Annotated in this window: 16 protein-coding genes; 6 read left to right on the top strand and 10 right to left on the bottom strand. The window is 48.8% G+C overall.

Annotation, left to right across the window (positions count from 1 at the left end):
• Window positions 1–2: 2 nt before the first annotated feature.
• From ACTHMC_RS11010 to ACTHMC_RS10990, 5 genes are all read right to left on the bottom strand, one after another.
• Entirely contained in the window at window positions 3–3359 is a 3357-nt protein-coding gene (locus tag ACTHMC_RS11010) for a TonB-dependent receptor (protein WP_440413169.1), read from the bottom strand.
• Between the two features lie 160 nt (window positions 3360–3519).
• Window positions 3520–4686, bottom strand: a complete 1167-nt coding sequence (locus ACTHMC_RS11005; RefSeq protein WP_440413168.1) for a FecR family protein — start codon at window positions 4684–4686, stop codon at window positions 3520–3522.
• Window positions 4687–4762: 76 nt separating this feature from the next.
• The gene (locus ACTHMC_RS11000) at window positions 4763–5359 is read right to left on the bottom strand and encodes an RNA polymerase sigma factor (RefSeq protein WP_440413167.1); all 597 of its coding nucleotides are present in this window, start codon (window positions 5357–5359) and stop codon (window positions 4763–4765) included.
• Window positions 5360–5461: 102 nt separating this feature from the next.
• Window positions 5462–5980 carry an N-acetyltransferase family protein gene (locus ACTHMC_RS10995; protein WP_440413166.1) on the bottom strand — a complete coding sequence of 173 codons (519 nt, stop codon included), beginning with the start codon at window positions 5978–5980 and terminating at the stop codon, window positions 5462–5464.
• Between the two features lie 168 nt (window positions 5981–6148).
• Complete coding sequence (locus tag ACTHMC_RS10990; protein ID WP_440413165.1) at window positions 6149–7144, bottom strand: GlxA family transcriptional regulator; 996 nt, start codon at window positions 7142–7144, stop codon at window positions 6149–6151.
• Between the two features lie 129 nt (window positions 7145–7273).
• Between ACTHMC_RS10990 and ACTHMC_RS10985 the strand changes: the two genes are divergently transcribed.
• The gene (locus ACTHMC_RS10985) at window positions 7274–7729 is read left to right on the top strand and encodes an SRPBCC family protein (protein ID WP_440413164.1); all 456 of its coding nucleotides are present in this window, start codon (window positions 7274–7276) and stop codon (window positions 7727–7729) included.
• A 66-nt stretch (window positions 7730–7795) separates the two neighbouring features.
• Here ACTHMC_RS10985 and ACTHMC_RS10980 read toward each other — a convergent pair whose 3' ends face one another.
• On the bottom strand, window positions 7796–8980 hold the full coding sequence (locus ACTHMC_RS10980) for a thiolase family protein (protein ID WP_440413163.1): 1185 nt from the start codon (window positions 8978–8980) through the stop codon (window positions 7796–7798).
• Between the two features lie 99 nt (window positions 8981–9079).
• Window positions 9080–9592 (bottom strand): GNAT family N-acetyltransferase, encoded by a 513-nt coding sequence (locus ACTHMC_RS10975; protein ID WP_440413162.1) that lies wholly within the window; start codon window positions 9590–9592, stop codon window positions 9080–9082.
• A gap of 71 nt (window positions 9593–9663) precedes the next feature.
• Between ACTHMC_RS10975 and ACTHMC_RS10970 the strand changes: the two genes are divergently transcribed.
• A complete protein-coding gene (locus ACTHMC_RS10970) occupies window positions 9664–10539 on the top strand; it encodes a hypothetical protein (RefSeq protein WP_440413161.1) in 876 nt (291 codons plus the stop codon).
• Window positions 10540–10554: 15 nt separating this feature from the next.
• Here ACTHMC_RS10970 and ACTHMC_RS10965 read toward each other — a convergent pair whose 3' ends face one another.
• Window positions 10555–11268, bottom strand: a complete 714-nt coding sequence (locus tag ACTHMC_RS10965; protein ID WP_440413160.1) for a YgaP-like transmembrane domain — start codon at window positions 11266–11268, stop codon at window positions 10555–10557.
• A gap of 166 nt (window positions 11269–11434) precedes the next feature.
• Here ACTHMC_RS10965 and ACTHMC_RS10960 point away from each other — a divergent pair, with 166 nt between their 5' ends.
• A complete protein-coding gene (locus tag ACTHMC_RS10960) occupies window positions 11435–11719 on the top strand; it encodes a hypothetical protein (protein WP_440413159.1) in 285 nt (94 codons plus the stop codon).
• Between the two features lie 12 nt (window positions 11720–11731).
• Here the strand turns inward: ACTHMC_RS10960 and ACTHMC_RS10955 are convergent, their stop codons facing one another.
• Window positions 11732–11986, bottom strand: a complete 255-nt coding sequence (locus ACTHMC_RS10955; protein ID WP_440413158.1) for a hypothetical protein — start codon at window positions 11984–11986, stop codon at window positions 11732–11734.
• Window positions 11987–12409: 423 nt separating this feature from the next.
• Between ACTHMC_RS10955 and ACTHMC_RS10950 the strand changes: the two genes are divergently transcribed.
• The 3 genes from ACTHMC_RS10950 to ACTHMC_RS10940 all read left to right on the top strand — a co-directional run bounded on the left by ACTHMC_RS10950 (window position 12410) and on the right by ACTHMC_RS10940 (window position 16614).
• Window positions 12410–14155: a GMC family oxidoreductase gene (locus tag ACTHMC_RS10950; RefSeq protein WP_440413157.1), complete on the top strand. Its 1746-nt coding sequence runs from the start codon at window positions 12410–12412 to the stop codon at window positions 14153–14155.
• Between the two features lie 36 nt (window positions 14156–14191).
• Entirely contained in the window at window positions 14192–14860 is a 669-nt protein-coding gene (locus ACTHMC_RS10945; RefSeq protein WP_440413156.1) for a gluconate 2-dehydrogenase subunit 3 family protein, read from the top strand.
• A 119-nt stretch (window positions 14861–14979) separates the two neighbouring features.
• Window positions 14980–16614 (top strand): sensor histidine kinase, encoded by a 1635-nt coding sequence (locus ACTHMC_RS10940; protein ID WP_440413155.1) that lies wholly within the window; start codon window positions 14980–14982, stop codon window positions 16612–16614.
• Between the two features lie 16 nt (window positions 16615–16630).
• On the opposite strand, the gene ACTHMC_RS10935 is transcribed toward ACTHMC_RS10940, so the two are convergent.
• On the bottom strand, window positions 16631–18483 hold a 1853-nt coding region (locus tag ACTHMC_RS10935; protein ID WP_440413154.1), incomplete at its 5' end, for an elongation factor G.

Here is an 18483-nt window from a genome sequence, read left to right as displayed (position 1 = left end):
TTTTAGAAGGTGAATTGACAACCAAGGGTGAAAACTTTCAAAGGAGGAAGCACCAGGTAATTCCTGTTCTCAGGATCGTATCCTTTGTAATTGGTGATGGTAATGAGGTTCTGTCCCTGGAAATAAACCCTTGCATTCTGCATGTACAGGCGGCTGAGCCATCTTGCCGGTAAAGTGTACGACAGTGAAACATTCTTCAGCCTGATATAAGAGGCATCGCCATATTGAAGATCACTGTTCACTGCATTATTGGAAGATTCGATAGTGCTATAGTCCTGGTTGTAACGCTGGAACTTAGCGATATCTCCTTCTTTCTGCCACCTGTTGAGTACATCCACCGGTTGGTTGGCACTGAATGTTCCCGGTAATCCACCTACATGTTCATAGTAGTAGTTCATGCCTTGCTGCTTTACAAACTGGAAGAGAAAATCAAGACTGACATTTCCATAACTCACACTGTTTTGTAGACCTCCGTAGAATTTCGGGCCGAAGTCAAGTAAGGCGATATCATCCACCAATGGAATGGGGTTAATGGTGGGTTTGCCATCACGGCCCATGAAGAGATAGAGACCGGTCTCGGGATCCACGCCTGCATACTTGTATGTTTTAGCAGCGGTAAGCGGCTGACCGATGATCAGTCTTTCACTATATCCGGAGGCTTCAAAATTGGGGAATGACACCAGTTTGTTCTTCGGGAATGTAATGTTGAAAGAAGAAGTCCATTTCAGTTTCGCGTTACGGATATTCACTGAATTGAATGCAAGCTCCAGGCCCCTGTTCTGTACAACGGCGGGCAGGTTCTCCGAAATGGATGGAAAGCCTGTGACCACAGATAATGGAGATTCCACCAGTTGGTTACCTGAACGGTTGGTATAGTAGCTGATGGAAAGGTTGATCATGTCGTTCAGGAAACCCAGTTCCAGCGCGCCTTCCAGCTTTTTGTTCTGTTCCCAGGCAAGCATGGGATTGAAGAAGCTCACTGGCGAGAGCCCCTGTGATCCGCCATAGGTATTGATGGTGGAATTGTAGCGGTCGAGGTAACTGTAATCAGCCACCTGGTCGTTACCGGAAGTGCCGTAGCTGACGCGCAGTTTGCCGAAGCTGAGGAATGGCAGTTGCTCTTCTGTCCAGGATTCTTTTGAGAAGACCCAGGCCGCGCCTGCTGCATAGAAGTTCGCGAATTGTTTACCGGGACCGAAACGGCTGCTGCCATCCCGCCTGGCTGTTACGTTCAGAATGTACTTTTCTTCATGGCTGTAATTGATACGGCCGAATGCCGCATTGTATTTGTAAAAGATATCGGTGAGCCTGTCAACCGTGATGGCAGATGCTGCCTGAATATTTTCCAGCAGCAGGTCGGAACTGAAACCTCTTGCGTTCAGGCGAGTGCCCTGGTTACGGCTTTGCTGAAAGCTAAGACCTGCTAGCGCGGACAGTTTGCCGCGTCCGATATTGCGGCGGTAATCGATCTGTGGCTCTGCGATCCATGACCGGGTATCGGCATTGTTGAAACTGCTGGTGCCGGAGGTCTCTCCTTTGAGGGGATCGATGGTGGAGAATGGGATCAGTTTGCGCTGGTTCATGTTTACGTTGGTGTAACCCAGGCTGGTTTTGAAGTCCAGGCCATCCATGATCCTGTAGGTGAGCATCAGGTTTGCCAGCAGGTTGGTAGCCCTGCCCTTGTAAGGTTGCAGCAGAAAGGCATATGGATTGCCTTGCAGCCAGGTGCCATCGGCCCAGTTCAGGGTACCGTCTTCGTTGAAGGCGCGTGGCGCATTGGGTGCAAAATAACTCATCACGGATGTGGGATCGGTAACAGGCAAAGTTGTATTGTCGCTCACATAGGTTCCCGTGAAATTGAATTTCAGTCGCTGGTCTTTGGAGCCGCCGGAGAGACTGAGGTGCATGGAAGCTTTTTCCATGGCGTTCTTTCCCGGATACACCGTGGTTTCCCGATGGTAGCCACCACCGATCTTGTATTGCATCATATCGGATCCTCCTGAAACGGAAGCCTGCGCATCTGTGTACTGAGCAGTGTTCCCGATCAGCTGGTCCTGCCAGTTGGTATACCGGTTGGGTTCCCAGGTGCTGCCACCCAGTATATCCAGGTCGATTGCCGGATCAGGAACTGCACCGTCATTTTTGAAGGCTTCCCTTCTCATTTCGAGGTATTGTTCAGTACTCAGGTATTTCACCTGGTTGGTTACTTTGGCAATGCCCTGATAAAAGTTCAGGTCTACTTTTGCTTTGCCCGATTTTCCCTTGCGGGTAGTGATCAGCACAACGCCATTGGCTCCCCTGCTTCCATAGATGGCAGTGGCATCGGCATCTTTGAGTACCTCGATACTGCTGATATCATTCGGATTGATGAGGTTGAGCGGATTACCGCCTGCGGGGTTCATGTTATTGTTGTTCTGTAATTCAGGGGCGATAGAGAACGGAACGCCATCGATCACATAGAGCGGATCATTTCCGTTGGCAATACTGTTGATGCCGCGGATCTGCACCTGGAAAGCATTTCCGGGTGCGCCGGAGTTCTGTGAAATGAACATGCCGGGTACACGGCCGCTCAGCGCAGCAAGCGGATTCGATACAGGCTGCCGGGCAATATCATCTCCTGAAACTTTCGATACGTTACCTGTGCTTGTTCTTTTGTTATCGGTATAATACCCTTTGTTGACCACTACTTCCTGCAGACTTGTTTCGGCAATGGTCATCACTGTCTGAATATTCTCTTCCTTCACGGTGATCTCCTGTGTTTCATATCCGATACCGGAAAAGACCAGGATATCTCCCTTTTTTGCATTGATGGAAAAGCTGCCTGCAGCATCGGTGGCAGTTCCTGTTTTGGTGCCTTTGATCAGTACGTTGATGTCTGAAAGTGGCTGCCCGTTATTGTCAGTAACCTTACCGGTGATGGCGGCATAGAGCAATTGCAGGAAATTGATATCCTCACTGGTTTTTGTGCCGAATGGCTTTACGGCAATGATGATGGTTTTGCTTTCGATCATGAATTGCAGTGGCTGCTGTTCCAGTAATTTCCGGAGGAAATCCGGCAGCGGCATATTCACCACATTGATGGTGGCAGGCTTCGCACCTTGCAATGTCTGATCAGTATACAGGAAGATATAACCCGTTTGTTTCTCCACCTGCCTGAAAATGGCCGGCAGCGAAGTGTTCCGGGCATTCACAGTTACCTGCTGACCCAGGCCTTCAGCGCTGGCCTGCAGCAGAAAAACAGTCAGGAGAACTACAGTGAGCTTCATCACTAATAGGGTTTTGATGATCAGCCGGCGCATCCTTTCCCGGTGTGTTCGCAATCCGGCACCGGCCCTTAGGGGCATAACGATGTAATCCATAACTTTACAGTAGTTTGGGTTGATGTAATAAGCAGAGTTCTGTCAGAATGATTGTTTATGGGATCGGCCCGAATGTTCAACCGGAAATGTGTCCAGCATTTCCGGTCTTTTTTTCTGACCGCTCCATGCAGTTTATGTGTTCATGATGTTGAAGAGGTATTTATTTTTTTGAGATAATCATTTTTCTTCCGTTCATGGTTGCAGTGATCCCGAAATTCTGCAGGAACCGGATGATGCCGGAAAGCTGTACGCCTCTGTCCATTCCCCCTTTGAATACAACAGCCGGTGGGGCGCCTTCATATATTACGTCGATATCATACCAACGTTCAACTTGTTTCATCACATCTTTAAGCGGCACATTATCGAAATTGAAGAAGCCGTTCTTCCAGGCCATCACTTTCTGAAGATCAGCGCCATTCAATACTTCCGGGGTTTTGTCTGTTGCTTCATTACTGAGAATCGCCTGTTGGCCGGGTCTCATCACAACGGAGTTCATCCTGATACTTCCTTCCAGCAAGGTGGTGGTAATATTCTTGTCATCTGCATAGGCCTGCACATTGAAGCTGGTGCCAAGTACATCGATGGAGCTGTTATGGAGCTCCACGCTGAATGGCTGACGTTGGTTACTGCTCACTTCGAGATAGGCTTCCCCGGTGAGTTTTATATTTCTGTTTTGAGCATTGAATGATGTAGGAAAGGTTACGGAGGATGCTGCATTCAACCAGAGCCGGCTGCCATCAGGAAGCGTGATGCGGAACTGGCCACCACGGGGTGTTGAGAGCGTGTTCATTGCGATGCTGTTGCCTGCCTGTTTACCGGCATGGTACACCAGGCTTCCATCCGCATCAGTGGTTACCGGCAGGTTTGCACTGTTTTTCAGTTTTGATAATCCGGCGCTGTCGAGCAGTAAGGTTGTACCATCGGCCAGGGTGAGTGTAGCGATATCCTTTGCGGGAAGGATCTGCTGCACCGGTGAAGGTTCATTGCCTGCCGTTTGTTCTGTTTTACCCGGCGTTAACCAGATGTAAAATGCCGCAGCCAGCAACACCAGCAGGGATGCAGCTGCAGCATAGTAGTATTTCACAGGCGTTCGTTTTGGCTTGATGCCAACCACATTCTCAAGAAGATGGCTGCGCATCCGGCTAAGGTCTATTTCGTTGGCGTCCTGTTCCGTGAACTGAAGGGTGACGGTTTGATCCAGTAACACATCCAGCCATTGTTCATAAGGCTGCTGACCGGAGAGTTCCCGGAACTGTTCCAGTTCTGCGGGTCCGATCCTGTCTTCCAGGAAGGACTGGTATAATTCAGCAAATTGTTCTTTTTCCATATGGTTTAGTGGCGGGCATTGCCCTGCATTCATACGGACACATAAAAAGTGAATTGGTATGCAGTAAAATCAAAATTTATTTTGAGCCGAGAAAAACCAGGAGCACATGGAGAAGGAAAGGATGCCTGCGGCCGAGATGTTCCCGGATGATCAGCAGGGCGCGGAAGATGTAACTTTTAACGGAGATCCTGGAAATGCCCAGGCGGTTGGCGATCTCTTCATGACTGAGCCCTTCCACCCTGCTCAGGGTAAAGACTTTTTTCAGTTGTTCAGGCAAAGTGCCGATAGCCTGATTCAGCGCAGCTTCCAGCTCTTTGAACTCCAGGCGGTCCTGGGCATTGGCGGAGGATTCCCGGAAATAACCAGCGAGGTAGGTCTCGTTTTCGGGCGACAATACTTTTTTACGCAGGTAATTCCTGAGCAGGTTCCTGGAAACGGTATTGAGAAAAGCTTTGAAATTATGGACCTCAGCAAGTTTTTGGCGGTTGACCCAGAGGCGTGTGAAGATTTCCTGGGTAAGGTCTTCAGCCATGGCCGGATCCTTGGTGAATTTGAGCGAGAGCACATACACGTGCTTTGAATAGAAATCGAAGATGTTGGCGTATGCGGCAGCATCTCCGGCAGCAATTTGCAGCAGTAATTGTTTCTCGTTGTATAGTTTTATTTCGGGCAATACGGAGTCCTGATCTGTGATCGAAAACGTGAATTATCGGAAGGTTCAATGGAATGGTGAGCGATGAGGTAGTGTAAATATAGAAGATTATTTTTCTTATCGTTATAATAACTTTCTCATCATCCAGTCCCGCTGCACATCATTCCCCAGTACAAAATCATGTTCCCCGAATTTCTCAAATCCCCACTTCGTATAAAATGCAATGGCCCTGTGGTTCTCTTCCCAGACTCCTAACCAGATGCTCCGCTTTTTCTTTTCCCCGGCAATCCCGATACAACGTTGCATCAAAGCACTCCCTACCCCTTTACCTATCACATCGGTTACAGCATAGATCCTGGCAATTTCGATGGTAGGATATTCCTGCAATTCGCGGGGCGGAAAACCTTCCAGTAACCGTACATACCCTGCCAGTTTATTTTCGATGTACGCCAACAGGAATGTATTGCCCGGCGTCCCCACCTGGTCCATCAGGCGCTGGGTGCTGAATTGCTCCGACATGAACTTCTCCATGTCTTCCTCCTTATTCTGCGCCGCGAAAGTGCTATAGAAGGTGTCTCTGCTGATTGCAGCTATTAGAGGCGCATCCTCACGTTTTGCGTAACGAATAAAAATATCGGACATACAATACATCAGTTTTTACCAGAAGCGGTGAAGTTATTCCGAATCTACGGAAAATACAGCTACCGCGCGCATTTCAGGGCATGATTACAACCGGGGCTACCGGAAAGAATGGATGAATGTTCAGCATCACCCTATCAACCGGCGCTGGCTTCTAATAGGATAATTGTTTTATTGATCTGTCAACACTTCTGCATCCTTGTTGAATTTGCTCCGATAACCGGCCGGAGTAAGTCCTGTGATCTTTTTGAATACTGCACGGAATGCTTTCTGATCCGAATAACCTGTTTCATACATCACATCCGCCACTGCATGCCTTCCGGATTCGAGCATTTTCTTGGCCTGCTCTATCCGCACTCGTTGCTGGTATTCAAGCGGTGTATTGCCCGTTGCCTGTATAAAGCGCCTGTCGAAGTTGCGACGGCTCAGGGCGAATTGCGTGGCCAGTTCCTCCATGGAGAATTTGCGGAGGATATTCTGTTCAATATAAAGTTGTGCATTGCGGATCACTTCGTCCGAATGATCTTTCTGTCCGTTGAAGATGGTGAAAGGGCTCTGGCTGCTTCTTTCTATATCTACCTGGAAAACCTTTGCACACACAAGCGCTGTTTCCCTGTCGTAGAATTTTTCCACCAGGTAGAGCATGAGGTTGAGAAATGAATACGCACCACCATTGGTGTAAATTCCCTGTTCATCTGTAATAAGCTTGTCCGTTTGGAGGATCACCTCCGGATACTGCTGCCTGAAAAGATGACCGGCATTCCAGTGCGTGGAGCAGATCCTTCCATTGAGCAGCCCCGTGGAAGCCAGCAGGAATGCGCCTGTACAGAGACTGGCCACCTCCGCCCCTCCCCTGTACTGATCTCCGATCCATTGCACCAGCTCCTGGTTCTCACTCACTATTCCCTGGATCTTTTCCAGGGAAGATGCAGGAATGATAATGAAATCTGTTTTACGGATCTCCCTGAAATGAAGATGTGGTGTGATGGAAAATAATCCGTCGTGTGCCAGTTCCTGCTCCTTTACCCCAGCCAGTTTCACATCAAATACGGGTGCTTTGCCCTGTTTTACATAATGCCTGTTGGCCAGTGTGAAAAACTTGTAAGGGCCTACAACACTGCTGATATTGTTCTGTCCGGCCGGAATAACGATAGTAAGGGATCGCATGCTCACTGATTTGTATAAAATTACAATTTATGGATTGTCCAAAACACACCATTCGAAAGTCTGTATTACACCCTGTCATTAATTAATACGAACTGTAATTTTATACCATCAAACAACAAACTGAAATATATGACTACAACAGATTATAGCATCAATGCCACTGTAAAAAACAGCCCTGAAGAGGCTTTTAGCGCCATAACAGATCGTATCGCGGATTGGTGGAGCCGGAAATTCGAGGGAGCTGGTAATAAAGAAGGTGAATCATTTACAGTTCGTTTCGGAACGCATGATCAGTCATATAAAACAATGAAGATCGTGAAGCTGGATGCAGGCAAACAGGTAATATGGGAATGCACGGATGCGTTCATCAATCTGCCTGAGCTGCAGAATAAGAAAGAATGGATCGGAACAAGAATGGTGTGGAACACAGAGGCAACGGACAGTGGCACTATCATCACCATGACGCATGAAGGGCTTACGCCGGAAGTGGAGTGTTATGAGGTCTGCAATGCTGGATGGAATTCATTTTTCGCCAGCCTGGTGAAGCTGCTGGTAACCGGAAGTGGAAATCCTTATAGCCATTAAGAGTAACTTCTTTTAATGGAAATGGCCCCAATCCGGGGCCATTTCCATTTATCTGGTATATCTTTCTTATACATTTTCAATCACCATCGCGCTTGCGCCGCCGCCGCCATTACAGATACCGGCTGCACCGTATCTGGCTTTGTTCTGTTTCAGCACATTGATCAGCGTTACAATGATCCTTGCGCCACTGGCTCCCAGCGGGTGACCAACGCTCACTGCACCACCGTTTACATTCACTTTGGACGGATCCAGCTTCATACGTTTGGTGTTTTCTATACCAACCACAGCAAATGCTTCGTTCAGCTCAAAATAACTGATATCTTCCATGGTAAGTCCGGCCTTGGCAACTGCTTTGGGAACCGCAATGGCAGGAGTAGTGGTGAACCATTCAGGAGCCTGTTCTGCATCTGCATATGACACTACTTTGGCAATAGGTTTCAATCCCAGTTCCTCTGCTTTTTCTTTGCTCATGAGCACCAGTGCTGCTGCACCATCATTCATGGTGGATGCGTTGGCTGCAGTTACGGTACCATCTTTCTGGAAGGCAGGTTTCAGATCAGGGATCTTATCGAATTTCACATTGAATGGCTCTTCGTCTTTTGCAAAGATCTCAGGATCTCCCTTACGCGAAGGAATGGAAACAGGAACGATCTCGTCATTGAATCGTCCTTCAGTCCAGGCTGCCTGTGAACGCTTGTAGCTTTCGATGGCAAAATTGTCCTGGTCAGCGCGGCTGATACCACATTCACGTGCGCACAATTCAGCGGCATTGCCCATGGCTTTACCATCGTATACATCGGTGAGACCATCTTTTGCGAGACCGTCGATCAGGGAAGTGTTTCCGTATTTGTTTCCCCAGCGCATGGAGTCAACATAGAAAGGCACATTGCTCATGCTTTCCATGCCGCCGGCCACTACGATATCGGCATCACCGAGGGCGATGCTCTGTGCAGCCTGGGAAATGGCTTTCATACCACTGGCGCAAACTTTATTGACGGTAGTGCAGTTCACTTCATTGGGAAGGCCGGCAAATTTTGCAGCCTGACGGGCAGGCGCCTGTCCAAGATTAGCCTGGATCACAGAGCCCATCAGTACATCCTGTACCTGTTCTGGTTTTACGCCAGCACGTTCCAGGGCTCCCTTGATGGCAAAGGCGCCGAGCTGGGTAGCTGTAAAGTCTTTTAGTTTTCCGCCGAAACTGCCTATAGGAGTACGTACCGCAGCAATGATATATACTTCACGTTTGTTCATATACAGAGCTTTATAAATGCTTTTGAAGGTTTACGATTAAGTCCGGAAGGATCAAAGATAATCAATTCCGCTAACAGTTGTTAGTGAAAAATAGAGGAATCAGTAGCCAGGTGAAAGGTACCAGTCGTACCGCTGCTCCACCACCCTTTTTCCGAATTCATCCGATTGCTTTTCCTCCGTGAGGTTGAAGCCATAGCGTTTGTATAAGGAAGCGGCTGCGGGCAATTCATCGGTGGTCCACAGATAACAATGGCCGTATCCTTTTTCATCGAGGCTTTGCATGAAATCTTCCATGAGTTTTTTACCCAGTCCCATTCCGCGATAAGCAGGCATTAACAGGTAGTACCGGAGTTGCGCGGTGCGTTCAGTCCTGTGCATCAGCAACACAAAACCAACCATCTTTCCTTCATCTTCCACTATCCATATTTTATCGAGTTGTGGATCGTAATGCTGGTGGAATTCAGCCAGCCCGGACGCTACATAAGATTCGAAAGCAATGCCGTAATTGAACTCACTGGAGTAGATAGCGCCATGCAGGTGAACTACGGTTCCGATATCGCCGGGACGCAGCTCATGACGGATGGAAATGTTGGATGGGATAACAGGTTTCATACCTGCAAGCTATCGATTCTTTGTGTAGATTTGGTGAAAACCTAAACCTCATCCGGATGAAAAAGTAAAGGATGCTGCTATGGCTGATCTTAATCATACCTGGCTCATCAACTGGCCAGCAAAACAATCTTCATCTTACCAGGAAATATAAAGTAGGCGATGTATACAGGTATCGCATGACCACCAATGTGGTACATAATGATAAATGGCAAAGCACTATCATTGCTGTTTGCGAACTGAAAGTGGTGCTGGACAGTAATAAAATTCCCTATGATGAAATAAAGTGGATTTCCAAAAAAGTGATCAAAGCAAAAGACAGCACCGAGTATCCTGAAGAAATAAAGAATACGTCGCCATACAGGATCTCTCTTCATCCCGACGGCAAACTGGATATCCCTCCGATCCAGGAGTCCGGGATGACGGGCGAGATCACAGATCTCAATACTTTTTTTGTGGCCATCAGCCCAAAGTTGGGTATCGGGCAATTGCATAAGCCGCATGACAATTTCACTAAACCGGAAAATGTAAAAGGAAATTTTGCGAATGGAAAAGATATCCTGAAAGGAGAAGACTGCCTGGAAGTCACCGCGGTTTTACAAAGAAGCACCAGGGACCAGGCGGTTGTTCAAACCGATTTCATGCCACCGTCAGTTCCATGCCTGCAATATCTCTCACAGGAAATGACAAAGCCGGTTGCCGGTGAAACCATCAATAATTTCCAGATGGTACGGGTTTCAGCCAATGATAAAGTGAACCTTTTTTACGGAAGTGAGAAATTCAACATCAACAGCACCATCAGCTCAAAAGATGGTAAACTGCAGTCAGCTTATATGACCAACACTCTTTTCCTGACCCTGAAACTCAATTGCGAAAAGGATTACACCGGTTGCCAGCACACCATGCCCTTTACAATTGACCGGAAGATCAGTCTGGTATTGCTCCCCTGAATTTAAAGAAACCGGTCACCAGGTCATCGTTTCCATTCTTTCCTTGAAACTATGAATATCGCTCTCTATCAGTTTTGTAAATGCGGGATTGAGCGCTTTTGCAATGAGCACGCCGAGGTCGCCTGCCGGTGGTCTGTAGGCGATCACCACTTTCAGTTCAGTCCGCCCCGGCCCGAAATCCAGGAATTCCACTTTTCCCGCGTTTTCAACAGGAGCTCCTTCCACGGATTGCCACCCGAGAAAATGTCCGTCGATTTCTTTTACAATTTCAGCGTTCCACTGCAACAGGCCATAACCAGGCAGATCGGCCGTCCAGGTGCTGTGCATCTCATCATGCTCCTGTACCCTTTGCAGGTGTTTTATAAACAGCGGCAGGTTTTCCAGTTTCCGCCAGAAAGCATATACTTCTTCCCTGGGTTTTTCCACCACAATGGAAGTCCGCATTCTCACGGTGGGCGTTCTGGTCACGTGGTCCGTTTTGCCCAGGGCCTTGTACAATGGACAGGTGCCGGATGCCCCCCGGTACAACAGGTAACCGCCGATCAGGGTCTTCAGCAATCCGCCTAAAGGATGTTTGCCCAGGCTGGTCAATCCATTGTACAGCAGCACTCCGCCCACAACGCCTGAGACAACGCGCTCGGTATCCCCTACGTTGATCACGTTTTCCATCCGCTCGTTATCATTGTATTCTTCCTGTGTATCGTCAGACATCGATTTGATGGGATTCATAACTGAAAGGTTTGTTTGCCGGTATACATACCAAAATCCTGCCTGCCTCCGGCTGTGGAACTTTTCCATCAAAGCGGGCAGGCAAAAAAGCCACCCCGGAGGCGGGTGGCCACAACACACTAAAAAAAGACAATATTTTTTCGTAACTTATAAGAAAACCAAACCTATGCCTATCAGCAAAACAAGGCACAAGCACGGGCACCAGTATCATCCTAACAGGAAGGTGCATGCGAAAAAAGAAACACTTGCCCCGGTCAAAACCAGAACAGCTCCCAGGAAAAGCGCCGTTACCATTATGGTGGTGCTCCTGGCTATTTTCGGAACGGGAATAGCCTTTCTCTCCGCAGGAGCCGATACGGTTTGGCTTGCTGGTGGAGCACTGCTGGGCGCAGTTGCAGGCTATTTTATAGGACAAGGTTTGGACAGGGCCACAGCGGCCAGAAGCAAATAAGGTTCATACGGATCAGTTATCCGTGGGGCTCATGTAATAGCCCTCTTCGCACAATACAAATGAATTGGGAACAACTGACAGCAGCGACTCACGCACCATCGCTTCGGCTGCCTGCTGGTAATTGCTGCCCACCTCGGGGGTACGCATGGCAAATTTCCAGCTCTGAATTTTCAATAACGCAATCTTACTGGAGTGAACGATATGGTTTTCCAGTATCTGAAATCGCTCAGCCAGGTAGTCCTGGTCGTTTTGGGTAAACGGGGTCATAGGGTCATTGGGTTTTCAATAGATATGGGACTTGATTTACAACGATCCGGTTGAAATAAAATTGTTTACCTGTATCATCTGTATTAAAAATTGTAGCTTAAAGGCCGGAATCCCACCTCCGTCCCATTCCGTTAACGGCTGATTTTATTTTCCTGACGCCTGATATTTTTCTGTCAAATTCTGATGATATTTTTAACACAAATTCTTCCGCTTTTCCCCTTACCCGGCGGAAGCCCTGCTGTACTACTGATCCGGATTGGATCCGCAGGAGTAAAACAATGGATCTGTACTACTCCGCAAAGGACGGAACAGAGCCTGCTAAATGGATTTAGTACGTGCTTTACAGCATTTTAAAACCTTTTCCTTTATATTTACTCCCTCATGTTAGTTTAAGGACATTATACCCCCAAACAAATTGCAATTATGGGAGATCTGCAGATCAAAAAAAGCGCAAAGAAATACGATGTAGTGATTGTGGGTTCAGGTGCAGGCGGCGGGATGGCAACTTATATGTTGGCCAAAGCCGGACTGAAAGTAGCCCTGATCGAAGCTGGTCCGATGTATGACCCGAAAACGAATGTAACCCAGTTCAAAAATCCGTGGGACTCCCCCCGCAGAGGCGCCGGCACCAAGTTCCGCCCTTTCGGTGATTTCGACGCCTGCTATTGCGGATGGGAAATCGAAGGAGAGCCTTACACTAAGGCCAGCGGTACTCAATGGGACTGGTTCCGCGCCAGGATGCTGGGTGGCCGTACCAATCACTGGGGACGTATTTCACTCCGCTTCGGCCCCAAAGATTTCAAGCGTAAAAGCATCGATGGCCTCGGTGAAGACTGGCCCATCGGTTATGAAGATGTAAAACCTTTCTACGACCGCGTAGATAAACTGATAGGTGTTTTCGGCACCAATGAAGGGCTTGAAAATGATCCCGACGGATTCTTCCTCCCTCCTCCCAAACCCAGGCTGCACGAGATCTTCACCAAAAAGGCCGCACAGAATGCAGGGGTTCCCGTGATCCCTTCCAGGCTCAGCATCCTTACCAAGCCCATCGAGGGCAATCCCGAACGCGGTGTTTGTATCTACTGTGGTCAGTGCGCAAGGGCCTGCAGTACCATGTATGCGGATTTCTCTTCCAGCTCCGTACTGGTAAAACCAGCCCTTGCTACCGGCAATGTGGATGTATTTGCCAATGCCATGGCCCGCGAAGTGCTCACTAACCAGGAAGGTCTGGCTACCGGCGTTTCCTATGTCAGCAAAGACGACCTGAGTGAGTACCAGGTGAGCGGCCGCGTGGTGATCCTGGCTGCCAGCGCCTGCGAATCGGCCCGTCTCCTCCTCAATTCAAAATCCAGCCGCCATCCGAACGGTATCGCCAACAGCAGCAATGTAGTGGGCAAATACCTGCACGATTCCACCGGCGTAGCCATGGGCGGCGTATTGCCACAGCTCTTCGGCCGCAAACGCTACAACGAAGACGGTGTGGGTGGTATGCACGTATACTCCCCCTGGTGGCTCGACAATAAAAAACTTGATTTCCCCCGCGGATACCATATCGAATACTGGGGTGGCATGGGCCAGCCGGCATACGGTTTCGGCTGGGGCGTGGAAAGCCTTAATGGCAAATACACCATTAACGGTCAGCAGAAAGAAGCTGGTGGTTATGGTAAATCACTCAAAGAGGATTTCCGTTTCTTCTACGGCGCCAGCGTAGGTATGGCAGGACGTGGAGAAGCCATCTCCTTCGAACATAACAAATGTGAGATCGATCCCAATGTTGTGGACAAATACGGGATCCCTGTTCTTCGCTTCGATGTGAAATGGAGCGAGCACGAGATCAAACAGGCCAAACATATGCAGGAGACCTTCCAGGAGATCATGCATGAAATGGGCGCTGTGATCACCTGGGGCATTGCAGGCAAAGAAAGCAATTACGGCCTTGAGACTCCCGGACGTATCATCCACGAAGCAGGAACCGTTCGTATGGGTAACGATCCAAAAAGCAGTGCCCTCAACAAGTGGAGCCAGGCGCATGATTGTAAGAACGTATTCTGTGTGGATGGCGGTCAGTTCACCAGCCAAGCCGACAAGAATATCACCTGGACCATCCTGGCACTCTCCATGCGCGCCAGTGAATACATTATGGACGAAATGAAAAAGCAGCAACTGTAAATACATCATCTCACCACTATCAACAAACGATTTTGTATGGATAGAAGAAAATCACTCAAAGCCCTTGCCATCGGTTCTCTGGCCACCGGCGTTCTGCTGGAAGCCTGTAAGGATGGAAAGACAACAGATAAGCCTGCTGAAACCACCCCTTCGAATGGAGCAGTAGCGCAAAACCTCGACCGTATGAAGGAAGAGGAGGCACATTATAAAGAAGTGATCTCAAAGACCTTCTTCACGGCACATGAAATGGCTACCATCACAATTCTTGCGGACATCATCATTCCACGCGATGAAGTGAGCGGCAGCGCTTCCGATGCGAAGGTCCCTGAATGGATCGAATTCATTGTGAAAGATATGCCCGAGCACCAGACGCCCATGCGTGGCGGTCTGCGATGGCTGGATATGCAGAGCCTCACCCGCTTTGAGAAGTCATTTGCGGATGCTGATGAAAAACAGCGGATCCAGATCGTTGATGATATCGCCTACCCTGCCAAAGCAAAGCCTGAATTTGCACAGGGCGTGGCCTTCTTCAACCTCATGCGTAACCTCACTGCCAGCGGTTTCTATACCACGGAGATCGGGGTGAAAGACGTTGGTTATGCAGGCAATGCGCCTAACCAGTGGAATGGCGTTCCGGATGATGTGCTCAAGCAATACGGAGTGGCCTACACGGAAAAAGAAATGCAGGAATGCGCTAAATATTAAGCGCGTCAAACATACGCTATTGAAGACCCGCTCTTGCAGCGGGTTTTCTTTTGCAGGATTGGGCATTTCGTTTAATTTCCATACCTTTCTGTCCACCCGGGTTTAAACAACGATTATCCATGGCAAAATTTTCGCTTGGCAGGTGGTTCAGGGATGTATCGATCAAAACAAAACTGTATTTCACAGTGGGGATTATGGCCGCTCTGATTGCAGTGGAACTGGTCGCGCTTGCCTTCTCTATCCACACGCTTTCCTCTGTTCGTGCTTATGTAAATGGCGAAGCACTCTGGTCCAAGGCCCAGAAAGACGCTATGTACCAGCTTTCCGCCTATGCACGTACCCACGATGAAGAAGATTACCTGAAATTCAAAAAACAGCTGGCCGTGCCGCTCGGGGACCACGAGGCGCTGGTAGAATTCAGCAAACCGGAAAATGAAAGGAATGACGATCTCATCAAAGCAGGATTTGCCAAGGGCCGCAACCACCCCGATGATGCGCAGGGCATGATCAACCTCTTCAGCCGTTTCAATTCCAATCATTATATCAATAATGCTATCGTTGCCTGGATCAAGGCAGACAGCATACTTTCACATATCATTGCAGGTGGTGAGCAGTTACATAAAGAAATTTTCCGTGCTGATAAATCACCCGAACGGATAAACGAAGTCATGCGCTATATTGAACATCTCAATACGCATGTCACTATCCTGGAGGATGAATTCAGCAAACAACTGGGCGACGGCTCCCGGTGGTTGGAAAAACTCATTCTCCGCATCCTGCTGGGCATCGCCATCACCGTTGAGTTCACAGGCCTCATTCTGGCCATCGTAGTAAGCCGCGGGATCTCCAAAGGCATCGATGCCATCCTGGTTTCCGCCAGGGCTGTAGGCAAGGGCGACTTCACCGTGAAGGCTAAAGTTTACTCCAAAGATGAGATCGGCACATTGGCCAATGATTTCAATGCCATGGCCTCCGAACAGGAAAAACTACAGAAAGAGATCAAAGAAGCCAATGCAGACCTGGAAAAAAAAGTGGAGCTGCGCACCATCGACCTCGACAGGAAGAATGCTGAGCTGGAGCAATTCGCGTATGTGGCTTCACACGATCTGCAGGAACCGCTCAAAACGGTATCAGGTTTTGTTGGCCTCCTCAATAAACAGTACAAGGGAAAGATGGATGAGAATGCGGATAAGTATCTCGACTTCATCCTGCAGGCATCCGACCGGATGAAAACGCTCATCAAGGATCTGCTGGATTATTCACGCATAGGCAGGGCCATCGCATTTGTGCGTTCAGACTGCAATGTGCTGCTGCATGAAGTACTGGCGGATATGGGTAACAATATCAGGGAGAATAATGCGCATATCGTTCCCGAAGTACTTCCTGTTGTGTACGCCTATCCAACAGAACTGAAATTACTTTTCCAGAACCTCATCAGCAATGCCATCAAGTTCCGCAAGCCCGGTATCAGGCCTGAGATCAGCATCACTTATACTGAATATCCCCACTACTGGAAATTTGCAGTGAGCGATAATGGCATAGGGATAGATCAACAGCACCGGGACAGGATCTTCATCATCTTCCAGCGTTTGCATAACAGGAAGGACTATGAAGGTTCAGGTATCGGTCTTGCCCATTGCAAAAAGATCGTAGAACTGCATGGCGGTGAGATCTGGGTGGAGTCTACGCCAGGCATAGGAAGCACTTTCTTCTTTACGCTCGCCAAAGAGCCCTACATACAGAATGAAAACTAGCAGCATGCAGAATTGATTATACTTCTTCCCTTGCCAGTTTCATATAATCTTCCTGCAGTTTCTTTTGTATATCGAAGGGTACTGTTGCGTATTCTTTGAACCTCATTGAAAATTTTGCGCGCCCCTGCGTGATGCTCCTCAGCGAGGATGAATAATCATGCATTTCCGACAAGGGAACATTGGCGATCACCTTTGTGAAATGCCCTTCTGATTCCATGCCTTCCACAATGGCGCGGCGTGTTTGCAGGTCGCCGATCACAGATCCTGTAAGGTCTTCAGGGCAGAGCACTTCAACATGCCAGATGGGTTCCATGATCTGCGGATCAGCCTGCTGGAATGCCTGTTTGAAGGCCATCAGTCCGGCGATCTTGAAAGAAATATCATTGGAGTCCACGGGGTGCATCTTTCCATCATAAACGCTCACACGTACATCGCGCACGTAAGAACCGGTAAGGGGGCCTTCATGCATTTTTTCCATCACACCTTTCAGGATGGATGGCAGGAATCGTGTGTCGATAGCGCCGCCAACGATGCAATTGAAGAATACGAGTTTGCCGCCCCAGTCGAGCGGATACTCTTCACGGGCTCTAACATTCAGGCCTTTAGGATCGGGCATTCCATCGTGCCAGGGCTCTATGCGCATGAACACTTCTCCGAACTGCCCCGCCCCACCCGACTGCTTCTTATGACGGTAATTGCTTTCTGCCATCTTACGGATGGTTTCACGATACGGGATCCGTGGCCGCACAAATTTCACTTCCACATTGTGCAGGTGTTCCAGCTTCCAGCGGATCACGCTCAGGTGCAGTTCTCCCATGCAATGGATGATGGTCTGTTTTAACTCCTGCGAAAATTCGATCTTCACGGTGGGATCTTCTTCCAGTAACTGGTGCAAGGCCACCGATAATTTCTCTTCCTCGCCCTTGCGGATGGATTCGATGGCCATGCTCATATTCGATCCGGGGAATATGATAGACTCCAGTTCGATATGCTTTCCTTTTTCGTGCAGGGTATTGTTCACATGCGTGTTCCGCAGTTTCAGGGTGGCGCCGATATCACCTGCACAAAGTTCATTCACATTGCTGCGTTTATTTCCTTCCACCACAAATAACTGGTTGAGCTTTTCCGAAACACCGGTGGTTTCATTTACGAGTTCCATGCCGCTTTTAATGCAACCACTGTACACCTTGAAAAAACTGAGTTCGCCTACATGCGGCTCCGAGACTGTTTTGTACACGAAAATGCAGGCAGGGCCTTTTGCATCGCAGGGAAGCTGGTCTCCTTTGCGTGTGGTCTGCGGGGGCATTTCATTGGCAGATGGACAAACATTATCTACGAAGCCCATCAGTCTTCCGCTGCCCATATTCCTTTCGGCAGACAGGCAGAAAAGCGGGAAGAGATCATGATTGATCATGGCTTTCTTCATGCCTTCTTTCATCTCGTCCTCATCGAGTTCGCCTTTCTCGAAATACTTTTCCATCAGCGATTCATCGTTGCTGGCAATGGCTTCCACCAGTTCCCGGTGCAGCAGATCGGCTCTCTCTTTTTCTTCTGCGGGAATAGGCAGTTTCTCCGGTTTGCCACCGGCGTCCCTGAACTTATACATGGTCATGCGCAGCACATCGATGATGGCATGAAAGCCCACGCCTACCTGCTGCGGATACTGCACCACTACCACTTTACTGCCGAAATGGGTTTTGGCTTCTTCAACAGTAGTATCGAAATCGGCATTGTCGTCGTCCAGTTTGTTAACAGCAAAGATCATGGGCGTTCTGAAGTCTTCGGTGTAGCTCCAGATGATATCGGTACCTACTTCAACGCCATTGGCGGCGTTCAGAAGCATGATACCGGTGTCGGCTACCCGAAGGG

Source organism: Pseudobacter sp. (genome assembly GCF_051955275.1).
Classification (GTDB): Bacteria; Bacteroidota; Bacteroidia; order Chitinophagales; family Chitinophagaceae; genus Pseudobacter.
The sequence above is the reverse complement of the archived record's forward strand: the minus strand, read 5'-3'. Positions and strand labels throughout refer to the sequence as shown.